Annotated in this window: 18 protein-coding genes; 11 read left to right on the top strand and 7 right to left on the bottom strand. The window is 69.9% G+C overall.

Features of this window, described 5'->3' with window-relative positions; genetic code table 11:
* The first annotated feature begins 3 nt into the window (after positions 1-3).
* Genes AAF430_07440 through AAF430_07430 form a run of 3 tightly spaced genes read left to right on the top strand, consistent with a single transcriptional unit; the run spans position 4 to position 2,889 of the window.
* Positions 4-375 carry a hypothetical protein gene (locus tag AAF430_07440; protein MEM7410048.1) on the top strand — a complete coding sequence of 124 codons (372 nt, stop codon included), beginning with the start codon at positions 4-6 and terminating at the stop codon, positions 373-375.
* 1 nt (position 376) lies between these two features.
* The gene (locus AAF430_07435; GenBank protein MEM7410047.1) at positions 377-1,042 is read left to right on the top strand and encodes an AAA family ATPase; all 666 of its coding nucleotides are present in this window, start codon (positions 377-379) and stop codon (positions 1,040-1,042) included.
* A 23-nt stretch (positions 1,043-1,065) separates the two neighbouring features.
* On the top strand, positions 1,066-2,889 hold the full coding sequence (locus tag AAF430_07430) for an FAD-binding oxidoreductase (GenBank protein ID MEM7410046.1): 1,824 nt from the start codon (positions 1,066-1,068) through the stop codon (positions 2,887-2,889).
* On the opposite strand, the gene AAF430_07425 is transcribed toward AAF430_07430, so the two are convergent.
* The 4 genes from AAF430_07425 to AAF430_07410 are packed head-to-tail and all read right to left on the bottom strand — an operon-like array spanning position 2,820 to position 5,152.
* The gene (locus tag AAF430_07425; protein MEM7410045.1) at positions 2,820-3,575 is read right to left on the bottom strand and encodes a hypothetical protein; all 756 of its coding nucleotides are present in this window, start codon (positions 3,573-3,575) and stop codon (positions 2,820-2,822) included. The two genes, AAF430_07430 and AAF430_07425, sit on opposite strands and share 70 nt — an antisense overlap.
* Before the next feature lie 17 nt (positions 3,576-3,592).
* The gene (locus AAF430_07420) at positions 3,593-3,937 is read right to left on the bottom strand and encodes a hypothetical protein (protein MEM7410044.1); all 345 of its coding nucleotides are present in this window, start codon (positions 3,935-3,937) and stop codon (positions 3,593-3,595) included.
* Between the two features lie 27 nt (positions 3,938-3,964).
* Positions 3,965-4,717 carry an alkylhydroperoxidase-related (seleno)protein gene (locus tag AAF430_07415; GenBank protein MEM7410043.1) on the bottom strand — a complete coding sequence of 251 codons (753 nt, stop codon included), beginning with the start codon at positions 4,715-4,717 and terminating at the stop codon, positions 3,965-3,967.
* 15 nt (positions 4,718-4,732) lie between these two features.
* On the bottom strand, positions 4,733-5,152 hold the full coding sequence (locus AAF430_07410) for a nuclear transport factor 2 family protein (protein MEM7410042.1): 420 nt from the start codon (positions 5,150-5,152) through the stop codon (positions 4,733-4,735).
* A gap of 81 nt (positions 5,153-5,233) precedes the next feature.
* Here AAF430_07410 and AAF430_07405 point away from each other — a divergent pair, with 81 nt between their 5' ends.
* From AAF430_07405 to AAF430_07390, 4 genes are read left to right on the top strand one after another with little or no spacing between them, the layout of a single operon-like run.
* Positions 5,234-6,118, top strand: coding sequence for an alpha/beta hydrolase (locus tag AAF430_07405; protein ID MEM7410041.1), 885 nt, complete (start codon positions 5,234-5,236; stop codon positions 6,116-6,118).
* Positions 6,115-7,179, top strand: a complete 1,065-nt coding sequence (locus tag AAF430_07400; protein MEM7410040.1) for a hypothetical protein — start codon at positions 6,115-6,117, stop codon at positions 7,177-7,179. The genes AAF430_07405 and AAF430_07400 overlap by 4 nt, the downstream gene beginning before the upstream one ends.
* Before the next feature lie 57 nt (positions 7,180-7,236).
* A complete protein-coding gene (locus AAF430_07395) occupies positions 7,237-9,036 on the top strand; it encodes an ATP-binding protein (protein ID MEM7410039.1) in 1,800 nt (599 codons plus the stop codon).
* Complete coding sequence (locus AAF430_07390; GenBank protein MEM7410038.1) at positions 9,033-10,070, top strand: zinc-binding dehydrogenase; 1,038 nt, start codon at positions 9,033-9,035, stop codon at positions 10,068-10,070. Before AAF430_07395 ends, AAF430_07390 begins: the two co-directional genes overlap by 4 nt.
* Positions 10,071-10,073: 3 nt before the next feature.
* Here the strand turns inward: AAF430_07390 and AAF430_07385 are convergent, their stop codons facing one another.
* Complete coding sequence (locus tag AAF430_07385; GenBank protein MEM7410037.1) at positions 10,074-10,631, bottom strand: gamma carbonic anhydrase family protein; 558 nt, start codon at positions 10,629-10,631, stop codon at positions 10,074-10,076.
* A gap of 148 nt (positions 10,632-10,779) precedes the next feature.
* Between AAF430_07385 and AAF430_07380 the strand changes: the two genes are divergently transcribed.
* The 3 genes from AAF430_07380 (at position 10,780) to AAF430_07370 (ending at position 14,508) form a co-directional block, all read left to right on the top strand.
* Positions 10,780-12,165, top strand: a complete 1,386-nt coding sequence (locus AAF430_07380) for a Coq4 family protein (GenBank protein MEM7410036.1) — start codon at positions 10,780-10,782, stop codon at positions 12,163-12,165.
* Positions 12,166-12,232: 67 nt separating this feature from the next.
* Complete coding sequence (locus AAF430_07375; GenBank protein ID MEM7410035.1) at positions 12,233-13,891, top strand: GMC family oxidoreductase; 1,659 nt, start codon at positions 12,233-12,235, stop codon at positions 13,889-13,891.
* Positions 13,888-14,508, top strand: a complete 621-nt coding sequence (locus AAF430_07370) for a gluconate 2-dehydrogenase subunit 3 family protein (GenBank protein ID MEM7410034.1) — start codon at positions 13,888-13,890, stop codon at positions 14,506-14,508. Before AAF430_07375 ends, AAF430_07370 begins: the two co-directional genes overlap by 4 nt.
* 30 nt (positions 14,509-14,538) lie before the next feature.
* On the opposite strand, the gene AAF430_07365 is transcribed toward AAF430_07370, so the two are convergent.
* Both AAF430_07365 and AAF430_07360 read right to left on the bottom strand, forming a co-directional pair.
* Positions 14,539-16,236 (bottom strand): class I adenylate-forming enzyme family protein, encoded by a 1,698-nt coding sequence (locus tag AAF430_07365; GenBank protein ID MEM7410033.1) that lies wholly within the window; start codon positions 16,234-16,236, stop codon positions 14,539-14,541.
* A gap of 77 nt (positions 16,237-16,313) precedes the next feature.
* Complete coding sequence (locus AAF430_07360) at positions 16,314-18,725, bottom strand: PEP-CTERM sorting domain-containing protein (GenBank protein MEM7410032.1); 2,412 nt, start codon at positions 18,723-18,725, stop codon at positions 16,314-16,316.
* Positions 18,726-19,000: 275 nt separating this feature from the next.
* Here AAF430_07360 and AAF430_07355 point away from each other — a divergent pair, with 275 nt between their 5' ends.
* Entirely contained in the window at positions 19,001-19,717 is a 717-nt protein-coding gene (locus tag AAF430_07355) for a tetratricopeptide repeat protein (GenBank protein MEM7410031.1), read from the top strand.
* The last annotated feature ends 46 nt before the right edge of the window (positions 19,718-19,763 follow it).

The following is a 19,763-nucleotide window of genomic DNA, read 5'->3' as shown; positions in this document are numbered from 1 at the left end:
CGCATGATCGAGATCCGCACCGAGGGCGGCGAGACCGCCTTCGCTCCCAAAGCAACGCTGCGGGGGGACCTGCAGTGGATGTGCGACGCCGCCCCGGAGACGATCCGCCTGCGTCTGCTCTGGTACACCGAAGGGCGCGGCGACCGCGACGTCGGCATTGCGGAGGAGATCCCGCTGGGAGCCCCCGTCGCGAGCGGCTCGAGCCCCTTCCGTTTCACCCTGCCCTCGGGTCCCTACTCGTGCTCGGGGCAGCTCGTCTCGGTGCGCTGGGCGATCGAGGCCGTTTCCGACAGCCCGCGCGACGTGGGACGTCTCGAACTCGTGCTCGGGCCCGATCGACGCGAAGTCGTGCTCGGGGAAGACGAGGGCGACTGACGTGCGCGCACGCGAGAACCCGTTCCGCACGTCGCGACTCGACGCCCTCGCCTACCGCCCGCGTGGCGAGTCCATCGAGCGCTTGCTCGCGCGCTGGGAACGCCAGGGGCGCCGCGGCGTCGTGGTGGGAGCCCACGGATCGGGAAAGACCACGTTGCTGCGCGCCCTCGCAGCCCGCTTCACCGCCGGCGGGAAGCGGGTCGTCTCCTGGCGGTTCAGCGAGGCCCAGCCCGTCCCCACCGCGCGCGCGCTCTGGTCCCAGGCGCGGCGCTTGCCGCCCGAGGCGGTGCTCTTCGTCGACGGGGTGGAGCAGCTCTCCGCGGCCGCGCGGCTCGGGCTGGTGCGAGCAGCCAGCCGCGCACACGGCTGGCTCTTCACCGCCCACGACCGCGGGTCCCTCCCCGTGGTTCACGAGACCCGGGTCGATCCGGCGCTGCTCGCCGAGCTCGTACGGACGTTGCTCGGCCCCGGCGCCCGGGGCCTGGGGCCGCTCCTCGATGGACTCCGCCGGCGGCGCCAGGACAACCTCCGCGAGGTGTTCCTCGACCTCTACGACCTCGCGTCGCGCGACGATCCGCGCATCCTCGAGGCGCTCGAGCGGTCGTCGGCACCCCCCTCGCTGACCGGGCCGCCCGTTGCGCCGGCTGCGATGCCCGCGTCAGACTAGAGTCGCGCCAACGGGGGGACGTCTTGGAAGCGAAGCGCATCGTGCCCGAACCCTGGGTTCCCGACCCCCAGGACGTCGAGAGCTTCGACGTCTGGGGCTTCCGCGACACCGCCTTCCAGCTCCGCGACGACGGAACCGTCGTGCTCACCGGCTCGCGCTATCCGCTCTGCGGCGAAGAGCTGGCCGAGCTGTTGGGCTGGGTGCACGACACGATCCACCCGGCCGTGCGCTCCGACGATCGCCACCCGGCTCGCTACCCCCCCGAGATTCCGTCCGCGCGTTCCCACGCGGCCTTCGAAGACGAGATGGCGAAGGTTCTGGCCGACGATCAGATCTCCCGCGACCCGGAAGTCCGGTTGCGCCACGGCCATGGACACACCCAGGAAGAGATGTACGCCATCAAGTATGGGCGCATCGAGCGGGTGCCGGATCTGGTCGTGTTCCCCACCGAACACGAGCAGGTCGTCGCCCTGGTGGAAGCGGCCCTGCGACACGACGTCTGCCTGGTGCCCTACGGCGGTGGGACGAACGTCACCGATGCGCTGCGCTGCCCGACGAACGAGTCGCGCACGATCGTGTCGGTCGACCTCTCGCGTATGAACCGCATCCTGTGGATCGACCCCGAGAACCGGATGGCCTGCATCGAGGCCGGGGCGGTCGGACGGCAGCTCGTCGAGCAGCTCGCCGAGCACGGCTTCACGCTGGGTCACGAACCCGACAGCGTCGAGTTCTCGACCCTCGGCGGTTGGATCGCCACCCATGCCAGCGGCATGAAGAAGAACCGCTACGGGAACATCGAGCAGATCGTCCTCGATGTCACGGCCGTCACCGCCCGGGGTGTGCTCGAACGCAGCGCGACGGTTCCCCGCGAATCGGTCGGCATCGCCGACGCGCGACGCTGGATCTTCGGGTCCGAGGGCGGCCTGGGGATCGTGACCCGCGCCGTCGTGAAGCTCTTCCCCCTGCCCGAGAAGCAGGTCTACGGCTCGATCGTGTTCCGCGATTTCGAGAGCGGCTTCCGGTTCCTGCGCGACCTCGAGCGCGAAGGCATCCCGCCCGCGAGTGTGCGCCTGGTCGACAACATGCAGTTCCAGCTGAGCCAGATGCTCAAGGGAAAGCGCACCGGCTGGAAGGCCTGGAAGTCGAAGCTCGAGAAGGCGTTCGTCGTCGGGCTCAAGGGGTTCGATCCCGAAACGATGTGCGCGTGCACGCTCGTCTACGAGGGCGGCGCCGAGGAAGTCCGGACGCAGCAGCGTCACGTCCGCCGTCTCGCGTCGCGCCACGGCGGCCTGGCCGGGGGCGCCGAGAACGGTCGCCGCGGCTACCAGCTGACCTTTGGAATCGCCTACATCCGCGATTGGATCATGAACCACTGGATGCTGGCCGAGTCCTTCGAGACGTCGGTCCCGTGGAGTCAGGCCCTCGACCTCTGCGAACGGGTGAAGCAACGCATCCGCGATGAGCACCGGGAGCGCGGTCTCCCCGGGAAACCCTTCATCACCTGTCGCATCACCCAGCTCTACGACACGGGCGTCGCCGTCTACTTCTACTTCGCCACGTACTACAAGGGCGTCGAGAATCCGAGCCAAGTCTATGCCGAGATCGAGCACGCGGCGCGCGACGAGGTGCTGCGCTGCGGCGGTTCCCTCTCGCATCACCACGGCATCGGCAAGATCCGCAGCCCGTTCCTCGGCCGGATCCAATCCGGCGGCATGCTCGAGTGGGGACGCCAGCTGAAACGGGCGGTCGACCCGACCAACGTGTTCGGGGTGGGGAATCAGGGCTTCGGCGAAGGCCCCAGCTCGGGCAACAGCACCTCGCGGATCCAAGGCGAAGGCGGCGCGTAGGCCAGCCCTTCGAGGTAGTGGGCGCGGGCTTCCTCGGGTCGGCCCGCCGCTACCAGCGCCTGGCCGAGCCAGGCCGCGACGTCGACGCGCCCCCAGCCGGGCCAGGCATCGGGCGGCTCGGTCTTGAAGAGCAGCTCGGCGCGCTCCAGTTCGGCGAGCGCCGCGTCGGTTCCGCCCCCCGCGAAGCCGGGCGCGTACAGCCGGAACACGCCCCGCTGGAGGGCCGCGCGCGGGTTGCCCGGCCCCCGCGCGATCGCGCGCTCGAGCAGCTCGTAGGCGGTGCGGCCGAGCGTGAGCCGTTCCCAGACGCTGCGCTCGGAGAGCTCCCCGAGCACGGCGGCCTGGAGAACGAGCGCCTCGACGTGGTGCGGATCGGTCGCGAGCACCGCGTCGAGATCGACGCGGGCCGTCTCGAGCCAGGCGTTGCGCGCCGACGCGCTGTCAGGCTTCGCGCGGAGCACATGGTTCGCACGCCACGCGATGAACGCCCGCAGGTAGCGCCTGCGAAGCCCGAGCGTTCCTTCGCGGTCGAGCGCCTTGTACTGGGTCTCGAGCGCCGGCAGATCGTTCTGCCGGTGCGCCGTCTCGACGGCGGCGATGTCCACCCGTGCGTCTCCCGCCGCGAGGGAGACCGCGCCCAGCAGGACCAGCAGCGTCGGCAGAAGTGCGCGTCCCACAGCGCGCATCGCTTGGCTCCGTCGGCTCAGCGCGCCGCGCGCGCCTCGGGGGTCTGACCGTCCATGCCGAGCTCGCTCCCGATCGCGTAGCGCAGGTCGTGGGTGCCGCCCTCGTCGATCGGAATGCCCGTGGCGTCGGCGACCCGATCGACGATGTTGAACATCGCGATCACCCCTGCTGCATCGGCCACCGCCTGCTCGCCCAGCGCTGCTGTGACCGCATCGCGGGTGCGCGCCATGGCCTCGGGCTCGTTCGCCATCACGGCGTCGGTGAAGGCAATCAGCACGTCGCCGTGGGCGACGCCCCCGGTCCCCTTGCCGTCGGCCACGCTTCCGAGCTCGATCTCGGTTCCCGTCATCGCGCCGCTCACACGGAGCAGGCTGGCGTGCGCCGTCGTTCAGTAGAAGCACTCGTTGATCGCCGAGACGCGGGCCGCTATCAGCTCGGTCTGCAGGCGATCGAGGGTGCGGCCCGGCTCGACGTACGACGGGTCGATCACGTGCTCGAGCTTCATGTAGTGAGGCTGGGCCACGAGGTTCATCATCCGCACCTCGTCGGGGACGAGACTCAGCGCCCGGCCGATTTGCGGCACGCTCTCGCGGTCGCCGTAGACGTCGCGCCAATCCTCGCCACCGTCTTCGCCCGGCGGGATCTGCGGCACCCAGGCCCCGTCGTGCCGCGCCGTCGCCGGGCGTGCACGCGTCGGCTCGCCGGTCAGCGGCTCGTGCAGGGGCGCTGGCGTCACGCCGACGGCGAGGGCGAACACATCGAGCGCGTTCTGCAGGATCGCGACGGCCGCCAGCTCGACGTACGCGGCGTCGGTGAGGACGTCGTCGGCGAGCAGCTTCTCGTACCAGGATCGCGAGAGTCGTCCCGGATCGGTGACGATGCGATGGATCGTGTCCACGACGCGATGCGGGAGATCGGTCACCGACGTGCAGGATCCCTCGACGGCCGTCGGGGAGAGCGCCTGCTTGCGCTCCTTGTTGAACGGACAGTCGCGCGCCGCCCGCGCCTCAGCGGCAATGGCCGTTCGCTCGGCGCCGCTCCACCAGGTGCCGGGGGCCGCGATGCGTGCGCGGAGTTCCTCGTGCACGGAGACGAGGTCGTCGCGCAGAGGGTAGGGGGCGGTCGCGTCGTTCGATCCCATCGGGAGAACCTCCGACTAGCGGTCCTTCATCTTCTCGAGCATCGAAGCCATCTGCTGATGCACTGCGTTCACCGCCTGCAGCGGGCGGATCAGCACCTTGAACTCGATGATCTTCCCGTCGTCGTTGCAGGTGATGATGTCGACGCCGTTCACGTGCTTGCCGTTCATCTCGGTCTCGAACTCGAGCATGGCGTGGTTTCCGGAGAGGATCTCCTTCGTGTACCGGAACGCGCCGGTACTGCCGCCGCTCGCGTCGCCGCCACCCAGGGTGTTCCCGGCTGCGCCGAGGTAGAGCTTGGTGATGTCCTTCCCCTTCTGGGGGGTGAACACGACCGGCGAGTAGAACACCACGTCGTCGGCGAGCAGCTCGTCGAGGCCGCCGGGGAACTTGCCGGCGATGTGGGCGTGCCAGTTCTCGATGGTCTGGTCGATCATGGGGGGTCCTCCGAAACGAGCAGGGTAGCGTGACCGCTCCCGCCGGCGCCGGGCGCCCTGCCACGATAGGTTGGGACGACCATGTCCGCCGAGTCCCTCCCCGACGACCTCCTCGCCCCCCGTCCGATCGCCTTCGACGTCGCTCCCGGCGTCACCCTCGCCGGGGACGACTGGGGTCCCGAGGCGGGGCGGCCCGTCGTCCTGCTCCACGGCGGCGGCCAGACCCGGCATGCCTGGTCGGGCACGGCGGCAGCCCTGGCGAAGCGGGGCTGGCGCGCCATCTCCCTCGACCAACGCGGGCACGGCGACAGCAGTTGGGCCCCCGACGGCGACTACCACCGCACGACCTACGCCGACGACGTCGTGGCCGTGGCCCGCGCCCTCCCGCAACCGCCGGTGCTGGTCGGAGCCTCGCTGGGCGGCATGTCCTCCCTCCTGGCACTGCACCGCGGTGGCGGTGACCTCGCCGCTGCACTCGTGATGGTGGACATCGCCACGCGCATGGAGACGAAGGGGCTCGAGCGCATCTTCGAGTTCATGCGGGCGCGGCCCGACGGCTTCGCCAACCTCGACGAGGCCGCCGACGCGATCGCGGCCTACAACCCGCATCGTCCGCGCCCCAAGGATCTCTCGGGCCTCGAGAAGAATCTGCGCCACGGCGAGGACGGACGCTGGCGCTGGCACTGGGACCCGCGCTTCATCCAGGGGAAGGAACCCGCCGAGCCGCCGCGGGAGCACACCGACATCGATGCGGCCGCCGAATCGCTGCGAGTGCCCACCCTGCTCGTGCGCGGCCGCATGAGCGACATCTTGAGCGAAGAAGGCGCGCGCATCTTCCTCGATCAGGTGCCCCACGCCCAGTTCGCCGACATCTCGGATGCAGGCCACATGGTGGCCGGCGACCGCAACGATGTCTTCTGCGACGCGGTGCTCGCCTTCCTCGACGGCGTATTCGAGACCGAGTGAGGGGCGCGGCCGGGCTCGCCGCGCTGCTGCTGGCGGCCACCTTCGCGATCGCCTGTGCGCACACACCGGAACCGCGCGACGAGAGCGTGCGTGCCCAGCGACTCGTCGACGCTCCGATCATCCACCCGGGCCTTCACCCCTCGCTGGGCGAGAACATCCAAGGGCCTTCGCTGATCCGCGTCCCCGATTGGGCCCCGAACCGGCTGGGTCGCTACTACCTCTACTTCGCCGATCACAAGGGTCGCTACATCCGACTCGCGTACGCGGATACGCTCGAAGGACCGTGGTCGATCCATGCGCCGGGGAGTCTCCAACTCGAGGACTCCGGGTTTCCCACCGAACCCCCCGAGGCCTCGGACGGCGAAGTCCGCCGCATGGCGCTCCTGTATCGCCTCGCGGGCGTGAAGCTCCCCCACAGCCCCCGGCTGGATTTCACGACCCCCCACATCGCGTCGCCGGACGTCCATGTCGATCACGAGCGACGGCAGATCGTCATGTACTTCCACGGGCTCTCGGGCTTCGCGGAACAGACCAGCCGCGTCGCGCTGTCGTCCGACGGGATCCACTTCGAGGCGCTCCCGGAAACCGCTCCGAAGACCTACCTGCGCGCGTTCCGCTATCGCGACACGACCTACGCCCTCGCCATGCCCGGCCAGTTCTACCGTTCGGGTGACGGACTCTTCGATCTCGAGCCAGGTCCCCGCCTCTTCGACCGCAACATGCGGCACTCGGCCGTCTGGGTCCGGGGCGACACACTGTGGGTCTTCTGGACCCGAGTGGGGGACGCCCCGGAGCGGATCCTCCTCACCCGGGTCGAGCTCGGCGCGAACTGGCTCGATTGGCGGCAGGGCACGACCACCGAGGTCCTGCGGCCCGAGCGCGCCTGGGAGGGCTCCGCAGGGCCGGTCGAGCCGTCGCAGCGTAGTGTCGCCTACGGTCTCGTGAACCAGCTGCGGGATCCCGCCCTCTTCCATGAGGAAGGGCGCAGCTACCTGCTCTACGCCGTCGGCGGCGAGAGCGGCATCGGACTCGCCGAGCTCCACGTCCGCGAAGCGCGTTGATCCCACTCGCCCGGCGCTCGAGTCGGGTACCCTGAGGCGCTCCGACGGAGAGCAGGGTTGAACACGAACCTTCCCGAGCGCGCCTTCCGCTGGATCGACGGGTTCCTTCCGCCGGACCTCAGCGGAGCCGAACCGGATCGTCTGAGCCAGGCGCGCATCACGGTGATCGCGTGCACGTTGTCGGCCCTCATCCAGGGCGCGACTTCCGTCGTGATGACCCTCCAAGGCCAGTGGCCCGTCGCCATCGGCAACGGTGCGGCAATGGCTTGCTCGGCCGCGTTGCTCTTCTTGCTGAGCGCTGGAGTCTCTCTCACCTTCGTGGCGAACGCGCTGGTCCTCGGGCTGATGCTCTTCGTGGCCGGCATCGCAGGCGGTTCCGGCGGCGATGCCAACGCCGCGTTGCATACGGTCGCCGTGATCCCGGCGGTCTCGGTACTGCTCTCCGGCTGGCGCGTGGGGCTCGGCTGGTTGGGTGTGGCATGCGCCTTCACAGCGGGTCTCTGGTGGTTGCGCGCAAGCGGCGTCGCCTTTCCGATTCAGCTCGATCCGACCACCACCGCAACCGCGAAGTTCCCTGGCGTGATCGCCCTGACGCTGGGTACTGCCGGCGTGGTCCTGCTCTCGGAATGGGTGAAGAAGCGCGCGCTGCGCGACCTCGCCGCGGCCCAGCAGCAAGCCCTCGAGAACGAGCGCGCTCGTCGGCGTCTCGAAGAAGCGATGACCGAGTCGCAGAGCCTGGAGAGCCTCGGCGTACTGGCGGGCGGGGTCGCCCACGACTTCAACAACCTGCTCACCGGCATCCTGGGCAATGCCTCGATGCTGCCCGGCGATTCACCCGAGGACACGGCGACACTGGCCGAGGAGATCGCGCTCTCCGCCGAGCAGGCCCGCGATCTCACCGACCAGCTGATGACCTACGCCGGTCGCAGTCGCTCGGTGCGCGGCGCGGTATCGGTCTCGGCGCTCGTTCGCGACGTCGACTCGCTCGCGCGCACGGCACTTCCGGCCGACGTTTCCCTGCGCTTCCACTTGAGCGACGCCCCCTCGACGGTGATCGCCGACGCGGGACAGCTGCGACAGGTGGTGCTGAACCTGATCACGAACGCGGGCGCCGCGATCGATCGGTTCGGCACGGTCACCGTGCGCACGGGCCGAGAGGAAGCCGCGCCCGGCGGCGTCATCCCGGACATCGCCCTCGCGGGCCCGATCGTCTTCCTCGAAGTCGAGGACGACGGCAGCGGCATGGACGAGGACCTGACCTCGCGCATCTTCGACCCGTTCTTCACCACCAAACCGGCGGGTCGGGGGCTCGGCCTTTCGGCGGTTCTCGGCATCGTGCGGTCCCACGGCGGGAACATCCACGTGTACACCGAGTCCGGGCGCGGGACGCGCATTCGCGTCTCGGTTCCCTTCGTCGACGCCGAGCCCGCCCAGACCGAGGCGAAGAAGCGGCTCCACCTCGCGGTCGAGATGGCGGGGGCGGCGCTGGTCGTGGACGACGAGGAATCCGTGCGGCGCTTCGCTGGACGAGCGCTGCGCGAGCTCGGACTCGACGTGCACGAGGCTCGGGATGGTCACGAAGCACTCACCCGCATCGAAGCGCTTCGGGATCTCCGAGTCGTCCTGCTCGATGCACGCATGCCGGGCCTCTCCGGCGAAGAAGTGCTCGCGGAGCTGCGCAAGAAGCGCCCCGAACTCCCGGTCGTGCTGTCGACGGGGAACGCCCAGGGTTTCGCCCAGGCCGACCTCGGCCCCGACCAGGTGTTGTGGCTCCCGAAGCCCTACCGCGCCGCCGCGCTCCAGCAGGCGGCGATTCGCGCCATTGCGCGCCCCGAGCAGGAGGCAGACGAGACGTGAAGGCGTGGCGGGTCGAACAACACGGACCTCCGGAGAAGGCCCTGGCCCTGCGCGAGATCCCGGCTCCCGAGCCGGGCCCGGATGAGGTTCGCATCGCGGTCAGCCACACGGTCCTCAACAAGAACGACGTCGACGGCTGCTTCGGTCGCTACGCCACGGTGAACCCGCCGCTGCCCTACACCGCCGGCATGGAAGTCACCGGCCAGGTCGACGCCGCGGGTACCGGCGCCGAGGCCTGGCTCGGGAAGCGGGTCGTGGCCTGTCCCAGCGGCGCGACCGGCGGTTACGCCGAACAGGCGATCGCCCCCGTCGACATGACCTTCGAAGCGCCGAGTGCGCTGGAGGGTTCGGACGCTGCGGGCTTCTTCTACCCCTTCCATCTCTCTCACCTCGCCCTGCACGAACGCGCAGGCCTGCGCGCCGGCGAAACCGTCCTGATCCATGCCGCGGCAGGCGGCGTCGGTTCGGCTGCGGTGCAGCTCGCGAAGGTGGCGGGCGCGCGAGTCATCACCACCGCCGGCGGCGAAGCGAAGCGCGACTTCTGCGCGCGGCTCGGTGCCGACACGGCCCTCGACTACCTCGCCGAGGACTTCGCTGCGCGCACCCTCGAAGCCACCGAGGGACGCGGCGTCGACGTGGTCTTCGACACCGTCGGGGGCAGCGTCACCGAGCAGAGCTTTCGCTGCATCGCGCGCAACGGACGGCACATCCTGGTCGGTTTCTCGGCCGGCATCGAGGCCGAGGACGAAGCCGGGATCACCCCCCGCCCCCTGTGCTTCGGGAACTTCTTCGTCGGGGGCGTGCTGCTCGCCTACAGCGCCGACCCGGCCCCACTGAAGCAGGCGATGGGCTGGAACTTCATGCCGCGATCGGTCGGCGACGCCGTGCACGCCGAACTCGGGGCGCTGCTCGCAGCGCAGCGCGTGCGCCCGATCGTGGCGGAGGTGGTTCCCTTCGCCGACCTGCCGCGCTGGCTCACCGCGCTGGAAGAGCGCCGCACGGTCGGTCGCATCGTCGTCGAAGTCGCGGGCTGAAGGTCAGGCGACTTCTCGGAGCGCGGGACCCGCGGGCGCTTCCTGCGCGTATCCCGCCGCCCGGTAGGTGCGCCCGTTCTCGGCGTAGTAGCGCGCCACCGCGCCCAGCGGGGCCGACTCGTGCTCGTGCAGCTCCCGGCGCACCTTCGCCGGTACGCCCGCCGCGAGGGTATGCGGCGGGATCACGCTGTTCTCGGGCACGACAGCTCCGGCGGCGATGATGGCGCCTGCGCCGATCACAGCACCGTTCAACACGGTGGCGTTCATCCCGATGACGGCGCCGTCTTCGACCCGCGCCCCGTGCACCACGGCACCGTGGCCGACGGTCACGCCGTCCCCGATCTCGCAGGCGAAGCCCGGGTCGGCGTGGAGGATCGCGCCGTCCTGGATATTCGAGCCCGCGCCGATCCGGATCGCCTCCTCGTCGCCGCGGACGACCGCCTGGAACCAGATGCTGCTGCCCGCACCCACCTTCACGTCGCCGATCAGCGTCGCGCCCTGTGCCACGAAGGCGTCGGGGTCGAGGTCGAGGAGTGCAGGGTCGAGTCGCAGGCCGTTCATGGTCGTCTCCGGTGTGGGGCGCTTGGGGTGTTGCCGTTCGGATTCCAGCCCGGCGGCCGGGTTACGGCGTAACCTGGACCGCGAGGCCCGCATCCGAGGAGGCACTGGCGGTCGGACCGCCCCGCCTCCCGCGACCAGGAGCGACGTCATGCCCCTCGACTCCACCGACCCGATCGCCAACCCCGCCTTCGACGCATTCGCCGAGGGGGTGCGGCGTCCCTGGAACGATATGGACACGCTCATCGATCTCGCACGCGTGCTGTATCGCTACGACGACTTCCATGCCCTCGTCCGCAGCTTCGAAGACGATCCTGCGGTGGTGCGGCTGCTGATCGAGCGCCCGGATGTCGGCGTCGACTTCGATGCGCTGGCCGACTCTCCAGTCGGCAGTCTCGGTGCCGCGCTGCACGCGCGCCACGGCGACGATCCGTTCGTTTGCTTCGACTTCGGCGGTAGCCCGGTGCACACCTACCTCGTGTGTCACTTGCTCGAGACGGCCCCTCTCTGGAACACGGTGCTCGACACCGACCCCGAGGACGACACCCGCCTCCTTCAGCTCGCGTTCGTGGCGGCGCAGGTACCGACCGCACCGGTGCTCGCCTTCCTCGCGCGCAATCTCTCGAAGGTCGGGCTCGAGCGCTTCGACCGGCACGACGCGGCGATGGGCTCCCTGGTCCAGGGTTGGACCCTCGGGCGGCGCGCACGCTCCCTGCTCGGAGCCGACTGGCCTGCCTTGACGCGCCGCCCCCTCGAAGAGGTACGCGCCGACTTCGGGATCACGGCGGCCGACGCCGCCAAGAACCGCCGCTGCTCCAGTGCCCTGCGCGCAGGCGATCCGGTGTTGATGGACGACGTCGACACCGAGGCCTTCCTCGAAGCCATGGGTCGCATCGTGCTCCTGCCCTATGGCGGAACCGGCTTCGAAACCGGCGCCGCGCTGCGCGAGGCCCTCGTCAACCCGCCGCGGGTGGGTGAGTTCGCGAAGCAGATGTTCTCGCAGGAGGCGCTCGCCGCGCGCGGCCAGGAGCGCCCGCGCCTCGGCGATCTCGACCTCGCGTCACTCCACGAGCTGCCGGAGGGAAGTCTGGGACGCATCTTCGGTGACCACATGGCGCTGAAGGAGTTCGAGCCGCCGCCGGCGGTCCCCGAGAACGAGAGCGACTTCGCCCGCTATTTCACCGCGCACATCATCGAGACCCACGACCTCTGGCACGTGGTGACGGGAGCGCGGACGGACAAGGCGGGGGAATGCGCCCTGCACTCGTTCTACACGGGGCAGTTGAGCCCCCTGCCGGTGCAGCTGGCCTACGTCGCCCGCTGCATCCTGAAGACCGCGATCTGGGACATGGATCTCGCCACCCGACACCTCGATGGCGTGGCCCGCGGTTGGATTCTCGCGCGGCGGGTGGCACCGCTCGCCCTCGTGGATTGGCGCTCCGAGTTCGACCGACCGCTCGAAGCGGTGCGCGCCCGGTTCGAGGTTCCGGCCGAAGGCATCGACGCCGTCCCGCTGGATACGGGCGACCTCGTCTAGCGCACATGGCCCGCGTCGCAGGCGCTTCTGTCGCCTCGCGGAACGCCGCTTCGGGTAGAGTGGGCGCGTGGCCAAGCCTGAAGTCTTCGACGTCTGCGTGATCGGAACCGGCGCGGGCGGCGGCGTCATGATCGATCAGTTGACCGCCGCAGGCATGCGCGTGGTCGCCCTGGAGCGCGGGCCGCGGCTGTCGCTCACCGACTTCGACGACGATGAGCTCCGCAACGTGATCCGCGACCAGGTGTTCTCGCGCGATCAGCTCGAAACCGTGCGCACCGAACCGGGCGCACCCGCCCAGCAGGGTCGGATCAGTCAGATCGCCCACTGCGTCGGAGGTTCGATCACGCACTGGGCCGCCTGGTCCTGGCGCTTTCGGCCCGACGAGTTTCGGGTCCTGTCGGTCGATGGCCCTGTGGCGGGCGCGAGCCTGGCCGACTGGCCCTACGGCTACGACGACCTCGAGCGATTCTACGAGCGGGCCGAGCGCGACTTCGGCGTAGCGGGCGTCGGCGACGCCAACCCCTTCGCGGGCCCGCGCAAGAACGGGTTTCCGAACCCGCCCCATCCGACCCGGCGCTCGGCCGAGCTCTTCGCACGCGGCGCGAAGAAGCTCGGCTACACGCCCTTCCCCGTGCCGATGGCGATCAACTCGCAGCCCTACGGCGGACGACCGGCCTGCATGTACGGCGGCGCGTGCCGCTCCTACGGCTGTCCGATCCACGCGAAGGGCACGCCCTTCTCGGTCTCCATTCCCCGGGCCGAAGCCACCGGGAAGCTGGATCTGCGCGCGGAGGCGCGGGTCTTCGAGCTGCCCGTCGGCGAGGACGGGCGCCTCCTGGGAGCGCGCTACTTCGACCGCGACGGCAACACCCACGAGGTGCGGGCACGCCAGGTCGTGGTGGCCGCCGGCTCCATCGGGAGCCCGCATCTCCTGTTGCTGTCGACCTCGAGCCGATTTCCCGACGGCCTCGCGAACGGTTCGGGGCAGGTCGGCCGCCACTTCACGTTCCACCACCATCCGTCCTGCGTCGCGCTCTTCGACGAGGACGTCCGCGGCTACACCGGCTTCGAGAGCCATGCCGCGATCGACGACCTCCACGCGAGCGACCCGAAGCGCGGCTTCATCCGTGGCGGCGTCGTCGCCGAACTCAACACCTTCACACACCAGCCGTTGGCCTACGGCACGCTCGTGGCCGATGCGCTGCCTGGGCCGCGCTGGGGCGCCGCCCTGAAACAGAAGCTGCGGGGCTTCCCGCGTACCGTCGTGCTCGCCGGGATCTGCGAAGAACTCCCCATGCCCGACAACCGCGTCGACCTCGACCCCGAGGTCAAGGACCGCTTCGGCCTGCCGGTGCCGCGCATGACGAAGCGGCAGCACCCGAACGACCTCGCGATGTACCGCTGGTACGAGAAGAAGCTCGTCGAGGTCGCCGAAGCCGCCGGGGCGAGCGAAGTGCACTCCGGACGGCTGCACGGCGTGCACATCGACGAGAACACCCACCAGCCGAGCAACGCCCACAACCACGGTACCTGTCGAATGGGAGACGACCCCAAGGGCTCGGTGGTCGATGCCTGGTGCCGCAGCCACGAGGTGCCCAACCTCTGGGTCGTCGACGGGAGCGTGTTGCCCACCAACGGCGGCTACAACCCGACGCTCACGATATTGGCCAACGCCTACCGCGTGGCCGACCACTTCATCGCCGAGGCGAAGAGGCAATCGCTGTGACCGACGTCTCGCGTCGAAACTTCCTCGTGTCGGGTTCGCTGTGGGGCGCCGGCCTCTGGATCGCGGCCCAGCTGCCGAAGCCCGCGGCCCAGGCGGCCGCCGCCGAATCGAGCGAGCCCGCGACCTTCACCGCCGACGAGTGGAAGACGGTCGAGGCGATGACGGCGCGGATTCTCCCCACCGATCACGAGCCGGGCGCCCGCGAAGCGAACTGCGTGAACTTCATCGACAAGGCACTTGCTCACGAGGACGCCGCGGCGGTGCCGCTCTATCGACTCGGCCTGCCGGTGTTGAACGGCGAAGCCGAGAAGCGCCACGGCACCGCCTTCCACGCCCTCGACGTCGACCAGCAGGACGAGCTCCTGACCCGCTTCGAGGCCAACCAGGTCGACCTGTGGCCGAGTGGGGCCCCGGTGCCGCCCGCCGTCTTCTTCGAGACGGTCCGCGTGCAGACGATCCTGGGCTTCCTCGCCGATCCGAAGTACGGCGGAAACCGAGACTACGCGGGCTGGAAAGTCTCGCGCTATCCAGGTCCGCGGCATCACCGGGGCGGCTACAGCGCGGAACAGCTCGCGGGCACCGCGCCGGTGAAGCCGATCTGGGAACACGAGCATTGACCCCAAGGCGCGCTGTGCGCGCGCCCGACGCTAGACCGCGTCGGGGAGCTTCAGCTCGTCGCGGAGCTGGCGCTTCAGGAACTTGCCGCTCGCGTTGCGCGGCAGGGCCTCGTCCAGCAACCAGATGTAGCGGGGCACCTTGTACTTCGCGATCCGCTCGGCGCAGTGGGCGCGCAGAGCCTGCACGTCGATCTCGGCGCCCGGCTTCACCATCACGGCCGCGGCCACCTCTTCACCCAGACGCTCGTCCTCGACTCCGAAGACCGCGCACTCGGCAACCCCTTCGTAGGAGAAGATCGTCGCCTCCACCTCGGCGCAATAGACGTTCTCGCCGCCGCGCAACACCATGTCCTTCGCCCGGTCCACGATGAAGATGAACCCGTCCTCGTCGATGCGCGCAATGTCTCCGGTGCGAAGCCACCCGTCCTGAATCGTGTCTGCCGTGGCTTCTGGCCGGTTGAGGTAGCCACGAATCACCTGGGCGCCCTTCACGCAGAGCTCGCCTACTTCGCCGGGCGGCAGGTCGTTGCCGTCCGCGTCGATGCATTTCGTCTCGAAGACCGGCATCGCAGGTCCCGCACTCGCCGGCTTGTCGACGAAGAAATCGGCCGAATTCGCGGTGATGATCCCGCAGGTCTCGGTCATGCCGTAGCCCGTACTCGGCCGTGCGGTTTCGACCTTCGACTCGATCTTGCCCACCAGGTCGGGCTGCAGGGGGGCGCCGCCGCCGCCCAGGGCCTTGAGGGTCGACGTGTCCGTCGTCGCAAAATCGGGGTGTGTGATCAGCTCGCGGGCCATGGTCGGGACGCCGCTCAGATTGGTGATCTTCTCGCGCTCGATGATCCCGAGAGCCTGGCCCGCCTCCCACTTGTACATGAGCACGAGCTTGCCACCGCTCGCGGTCATCGAGTGAGCGACGCAATTGTTCGCGGTGACGTGGAAGAGCGGGGTCACGACCAACGCACCGAGCGTCGTGGGCGCTCCGCCGCCGCGCTCGCTCTTTCCGGCGCGCTGACTCGCCATCGCGGCCGCCGTGTTCCAGAACCCGAGGCTCATCAGGTTGTTCACACAGCCCCGGTGGGTGAGCTGTGCCCCCTTCGGCCGCCCGGTGGTGCCCGAGGTGTAGAAGATGCAGGCGTCCGAGTCCGGATCGATCTCGACGGACGGAAGCTCGCCTGGTTTCGCGAGCAGGTCGCTCCACGGGATCACCGCCTCGGGCAGCGCCTGTTTCGCACGCACCGAGACGATCTGGCATTGCGGCGCGACACCGCGCTCGGGGAGGAAACGCTCGAGCCGCTCGTCGTCGCAGATCAGCACCTTCGGCGTGGCGTCCTCGACGCCGAAGACCATCTCGGGACCGGTCCACCAGGCGTTCATCCCCACCGAAACGGCGCCCACCGCGGTCGTGGCCCAGTAGGCGAGCATCCACTCGGGGTAGTTTCGCATGGCGATGGCGACCCGGTCCCCCGGCCGAACACCGGCATCGACCAACCACCGGGCGATGGCACGGACGTCACGCTGCGCGTCTGCGTAGGTCCAGCGCTCGTCTTCGTAGACGAGGTAGTCGGCGTCGCCGTGCGCGCCAGCGGCCAGCCACAGGTCGCGCAAGGAGCCGGGTGCATTCGCGTAGGCGAGCAACGCGTCGCCGCGAACGTCGACACGGCCGATCTCGAACGGACCTCCTGGTCCCGTCAGTTCCTGCCAGACCTCGCGCAGCTCGGCGTACATCGTTCCTCCTCGGCCGCCGCGGGGGTCCTTCCCGTGTCTCCCCGGCAGCGGCGAAGGAGGAGCATACCGCGAGCGCCTCAGGCCGCGCGCTGTGCCACGCGCGCCCGCCGCCGACGGCGCCAGGCCGCGAGCAGGGTCAGCCCGAACGCGGTCAGGCTGCCGGTGCCGGGCTCGGGTATCGACCCGATCGGCCCCGCTCCCTGGGCGGGGAACATGGGTGCGGCACCCTCGACGAGCGCGTCATCCGCCCCCTCAGCGGGTGCGTCGAGGTCGTTCTCTTCGTACTGGGTGTCGGTCTCCAGGACCACGGCCCCCGAGACGGGCGTGACCACCCGGTCGCGCACGGCGAGGGCGGTCGCGTCGGCCGTGTTTCCGCTGCGCGATCTCGCGAGCGCGGTGTCGCGCGCCCAGAGGCGCGCCACGTGTTCGCTGGCCGCCGTACCGGCGGGACCGATCGCCACCTCGGCGGGGGCCCGCAGACGGGTCCGCGTCGCACGAAGCTCCGCAGCCTCTCCTGTCATGTGACCCAGGGCCCGCGACAGATCCGAACCGAGCGCTCCCCTGCGCGGCGCGATCGCGAGATTCGTCCTCGCGTGCAAGCGCTTCGCGAGGGCATCTGCGCCGGGCTCGGTGGCCAGCACGCCGATCCGCAGGCGGTCGCCCAGCGCGGCGAGACGAGACTGCAGCGTCACCGCGAGGGAGAGCTCGGTGGAGACCGGTGCGTGCACCCAGAACAGGGAGGGCGCCCGGGCTCCCTCGAGAGCTTCGAGGGCCAGGGCGAGAGCGGGTGCGTTGTCGTGGCCCCCGGCGAAGGGGAAGCGGCGCAGCGTCTGGATGGCGAGCTCGCGAGACCCTCCCGGCTCCAACAGCCAGAGGGGCGGTTCGCTGGCGATCACGATCCCGAGGTCCGTCGTTTCGGGAAGCGTGGCCAGCGTGTCGGCGATCGTGTCTGCGTGAGGCGCGAGCCGCTTCGACGCATCGATCACCACCAGGAGCCGGTCCGCGACGAAGCGCGACGGCTCGAAGCGCTGTTCGATCGCGAGCCCGCGCGGGTCGTGCGGGTCGGCCCCCCAGTAGACGAGTTCGGGGTCGCGCTCCCAACGCACCCAGGCTTCGGTGGCATGGGTGAACCCGCGTCGCTTCCCGAAACCCAGATCGCCTGGAGCGTCCTCCCAACCCGAGAAATCCCCGACCAGCGTCTTCGGTGCGCGCAGCAGGACGTCCTTCTCGAGGTGCTCGGGCACGCCGAAGTCGGGCTCGACGAGGGTCGGCAACCGCCACTCGGCCGACGAGCCGACCAGCGCGAGCGGCACGGTCATGCCGAGGCGAACGCGCATGTCGCCTTTCGCCGGGACCGGGAAGCAGCGCACCGCAACGCGGTCCTTCCCCGCGTCGGTGACGAGCAAGGGGTCGAGGCGGCGCGCGGTGACGGCTTCGTAGGCCGCGGTGACGCCTTCGGTCGAACCGAAGGCGGCCTCCCGCGGCTCGCCGCGCACCCAGAGAGTCGCGCGGGTCAGGGCGGCCCCCGGCGGCAACTCCACCACGGTGCGCGCCTCGGCGTCGAAGCCGAAGCGGTTGCGCAGCACCCAGGTCCATTCGACGTACACGAGCTGGGCCTCGGGAATCACCCGAGCGGTCAGCTCCGACGTCTCGAGGACCACGGTGGTCGTCCGGTCGAACCGTTCCCCGCCGCTGAACAGGAAGTCTTCTCGCGTTCCCAACGGCCGGCCGGGCGGCTCCGTAGTTTCCGGGGGAATCCCGCTGGCGCGGTAGAAGGCCTTCGCGTCGCGGTCGAGGGGGTTCAGCGAGGCGTGACGCAGCCAGTTGTCCCCGAAGATCCAGTGACCCGTGAGATTCGCCTGGCCCCTACCGAAGTGGAGGACGCGCAGGAGGGCGTCCTCCGAACCCAACCCGCGCAAGAGCTGAACGCCGAGGCGTTGGCGCGTGGGCTCGTGGGATTCCGCGAGTACGAAACCGGTTTGGGCCACCCAGCCCGGGAGTTCGAGGAGCGCGATCAGCGCGATCGCGGCAAACACCGGGGTCCGCCGACGGAAGGCGGGTTCGAGTTCCGGTCGCTCGCGCCGCAGCCGGCGTCGAAGCCGCCAGTTGGAGAGCAGCCCGAAGAGCGGCGCGTAGGGGAGCAGGCCCATGCCCAGGAACAAGATCGCGAGGATCGAGAACGGGAGGATGGGCAGGTAGAGGAGCGTGTAGAACCACGCGACCACCAGCGTGAAACTCGAGGCAGCGCACGCCCGGGCGACGTGCTCCTCGGAGCCGTCTCGCCAGACCCGCAGGAGCCAGGCGTTGGCGATGGGCACCGCACCCACCAGAGCGAGGTGCCACCAGGACGGGATGGGATCGAAGTAGATCGACCCGCTCGAATAGGTGAAGACCTCGAAGCCGAGGGCGAAGAGCGGGAACAGGACGCCGAAGAGGAGGTGGGCGGCGATCGTCCGCTGAGAGCGAGGGGAGGCGACGTCTTCGCTCAAGGTGTCTCCTTCGTGTGTTTCTTCGGTTCGACACGCGAAGGGCGCGAGGGGTTCCCGACGCGCGAGGGCCGTCGCATTCGCGAGACAGCGGACGGGGACCGTCGCTTGCGACGGCAAGGCGCGCGCAACTGTGGTCGGAGACCCGCTCGCGGATGCTGCCTCCCCCTTCGGCCCCGGAACGCTCGCAGCAGAACCGCCCGGGTTGCGCCTGCCACCGCCTCCAGCCGGCGCGGGCGTCCGCCGATACACCGAGGGAGTTCACAGGAGATCCCCCCGTGATCCTGCTCCTCTACGCCTGGGCTGGCTTCAAGCTGTGGATGCTCGTCGACGCGATCCAACGCGGCGTCGGTTGCATCTGGTACTCGCTGATCTTCTTCGTGCCGGGTGGCGCGATCGCCTACTTCGTCACCGAGAAGGCGCCGAACCTCGGCTGGGGGTCAGCGGCGAGCTGGTTCCAACGTCCGGTACCCACCGCCGCCCTCGAACACGCCTACCGCGAGAACCCGTGCGTCGCGAACGAGGGGCATCTCGCCGCGCGACTCCACGACGAGGGCGAGTTCGATCGCGCGCGCGAACTCTATGAACGACTCTTACGCCGCGACCCCGACTCCCTGCGCGGGCACTACGGGCTCGGCCTGTGTCGGCGCGGTCTGGGACGGGACGCCGAAGCCGTCGATGCGTTTCGCGAGGTGCTCGCGCGCGACCGCGCCTATGCCCAGTACGCCGTCTGGCTCGACCTGGCCGACGCACTCGGCGTCCTCGAACGCACCGAGGAGCGCATCGAGGCGCTGCGGGAACTGGTTCGCGCGAACCCGCGCCTCGATCACACCGTCGCCCTGTCGACGGCGCTGATCGACGCCGGGCGCGAGAGCGAGGCGCGCGCCGAGCTCTCCCGCGGACTCGACGACTTCAACCACGCGCCGCGCCACGTGCGGCGGCTGGCGCGACCCGCCGCGAAGCAGGCGTCGAAGCTGCTGGGCGCGCTCGCCTAGAAAAAGTCGCTCCCCTCAGCGACCGGCAACCGCGTCAGCCACGCCC

It is taken from the genome of Myxococcota bacterium, from assembly GCA_039030075.1.
Taxonomy (GTDB): Bacteria; Myxococcota_A; UBA9160; order UBA9160; family SMWR01; genus JAHEJV01.
Note: the sequence above shows the minus strand (reverse complement) of the source record. Positions and strands in the feature narration are given on the sequence as shown.

Coding starts and splice junctions, on each gene's coding strand:
- AAF430_07440 (MEM7410048.1), top strand. CDS start 4: ATGATCGAGATCCGCACCGAGGGCGGCGAGACCGCCTTCGCTCCCAAA.
- AAF430_07425 (MEM7410045.1), bottom strand. CDS start 3,575: ATGCGCGCTGTGGGACGCGCACTTCTGCCGACGCTGCTGGTCCTGCTG.
- AAF430_07415 (MEM7410043.1), bottom strand. CDS start 4,717: ATGGGATCGAACGACGCGACCGCCCCCTACCCTCTGCGCGACGACCTC.
- AAF430_07410 (MEM7410042.1), bottom strand. CDS start 5,152: ATGATCGACCAGACCATCGAGAACTGGCACGCCCACATCGCCGGCAAG.
- AAF430_07405 (MEM7410041.1), top strand. CDS start 5,234: ATGTCCGCCGAGTCCCTCCCCGACGACCTCCTCGCCCCCCGTCCGATC.
- AAF430_07385 (MEM7410037.1), bottom strand. CDS start 10,631: ATGAACGGCCTGCGACTCGACCCTGCACTCCTCGACCTCGACCCCGAC.
- AAF430_07380 (MEM7410036.1), top strand. CDS start 10,780: ATGCCCCTCGACTCCACCGACCCGATCGCCAACCCCGCCTTCGACGCA.
- AAF430_07365 (MEM7410033.1), bottom strand. CDS start 16,236: ATGTACGCCGAGCTGCGCGAGGTCTGGCAGGAACTGACGGGACCAGGA.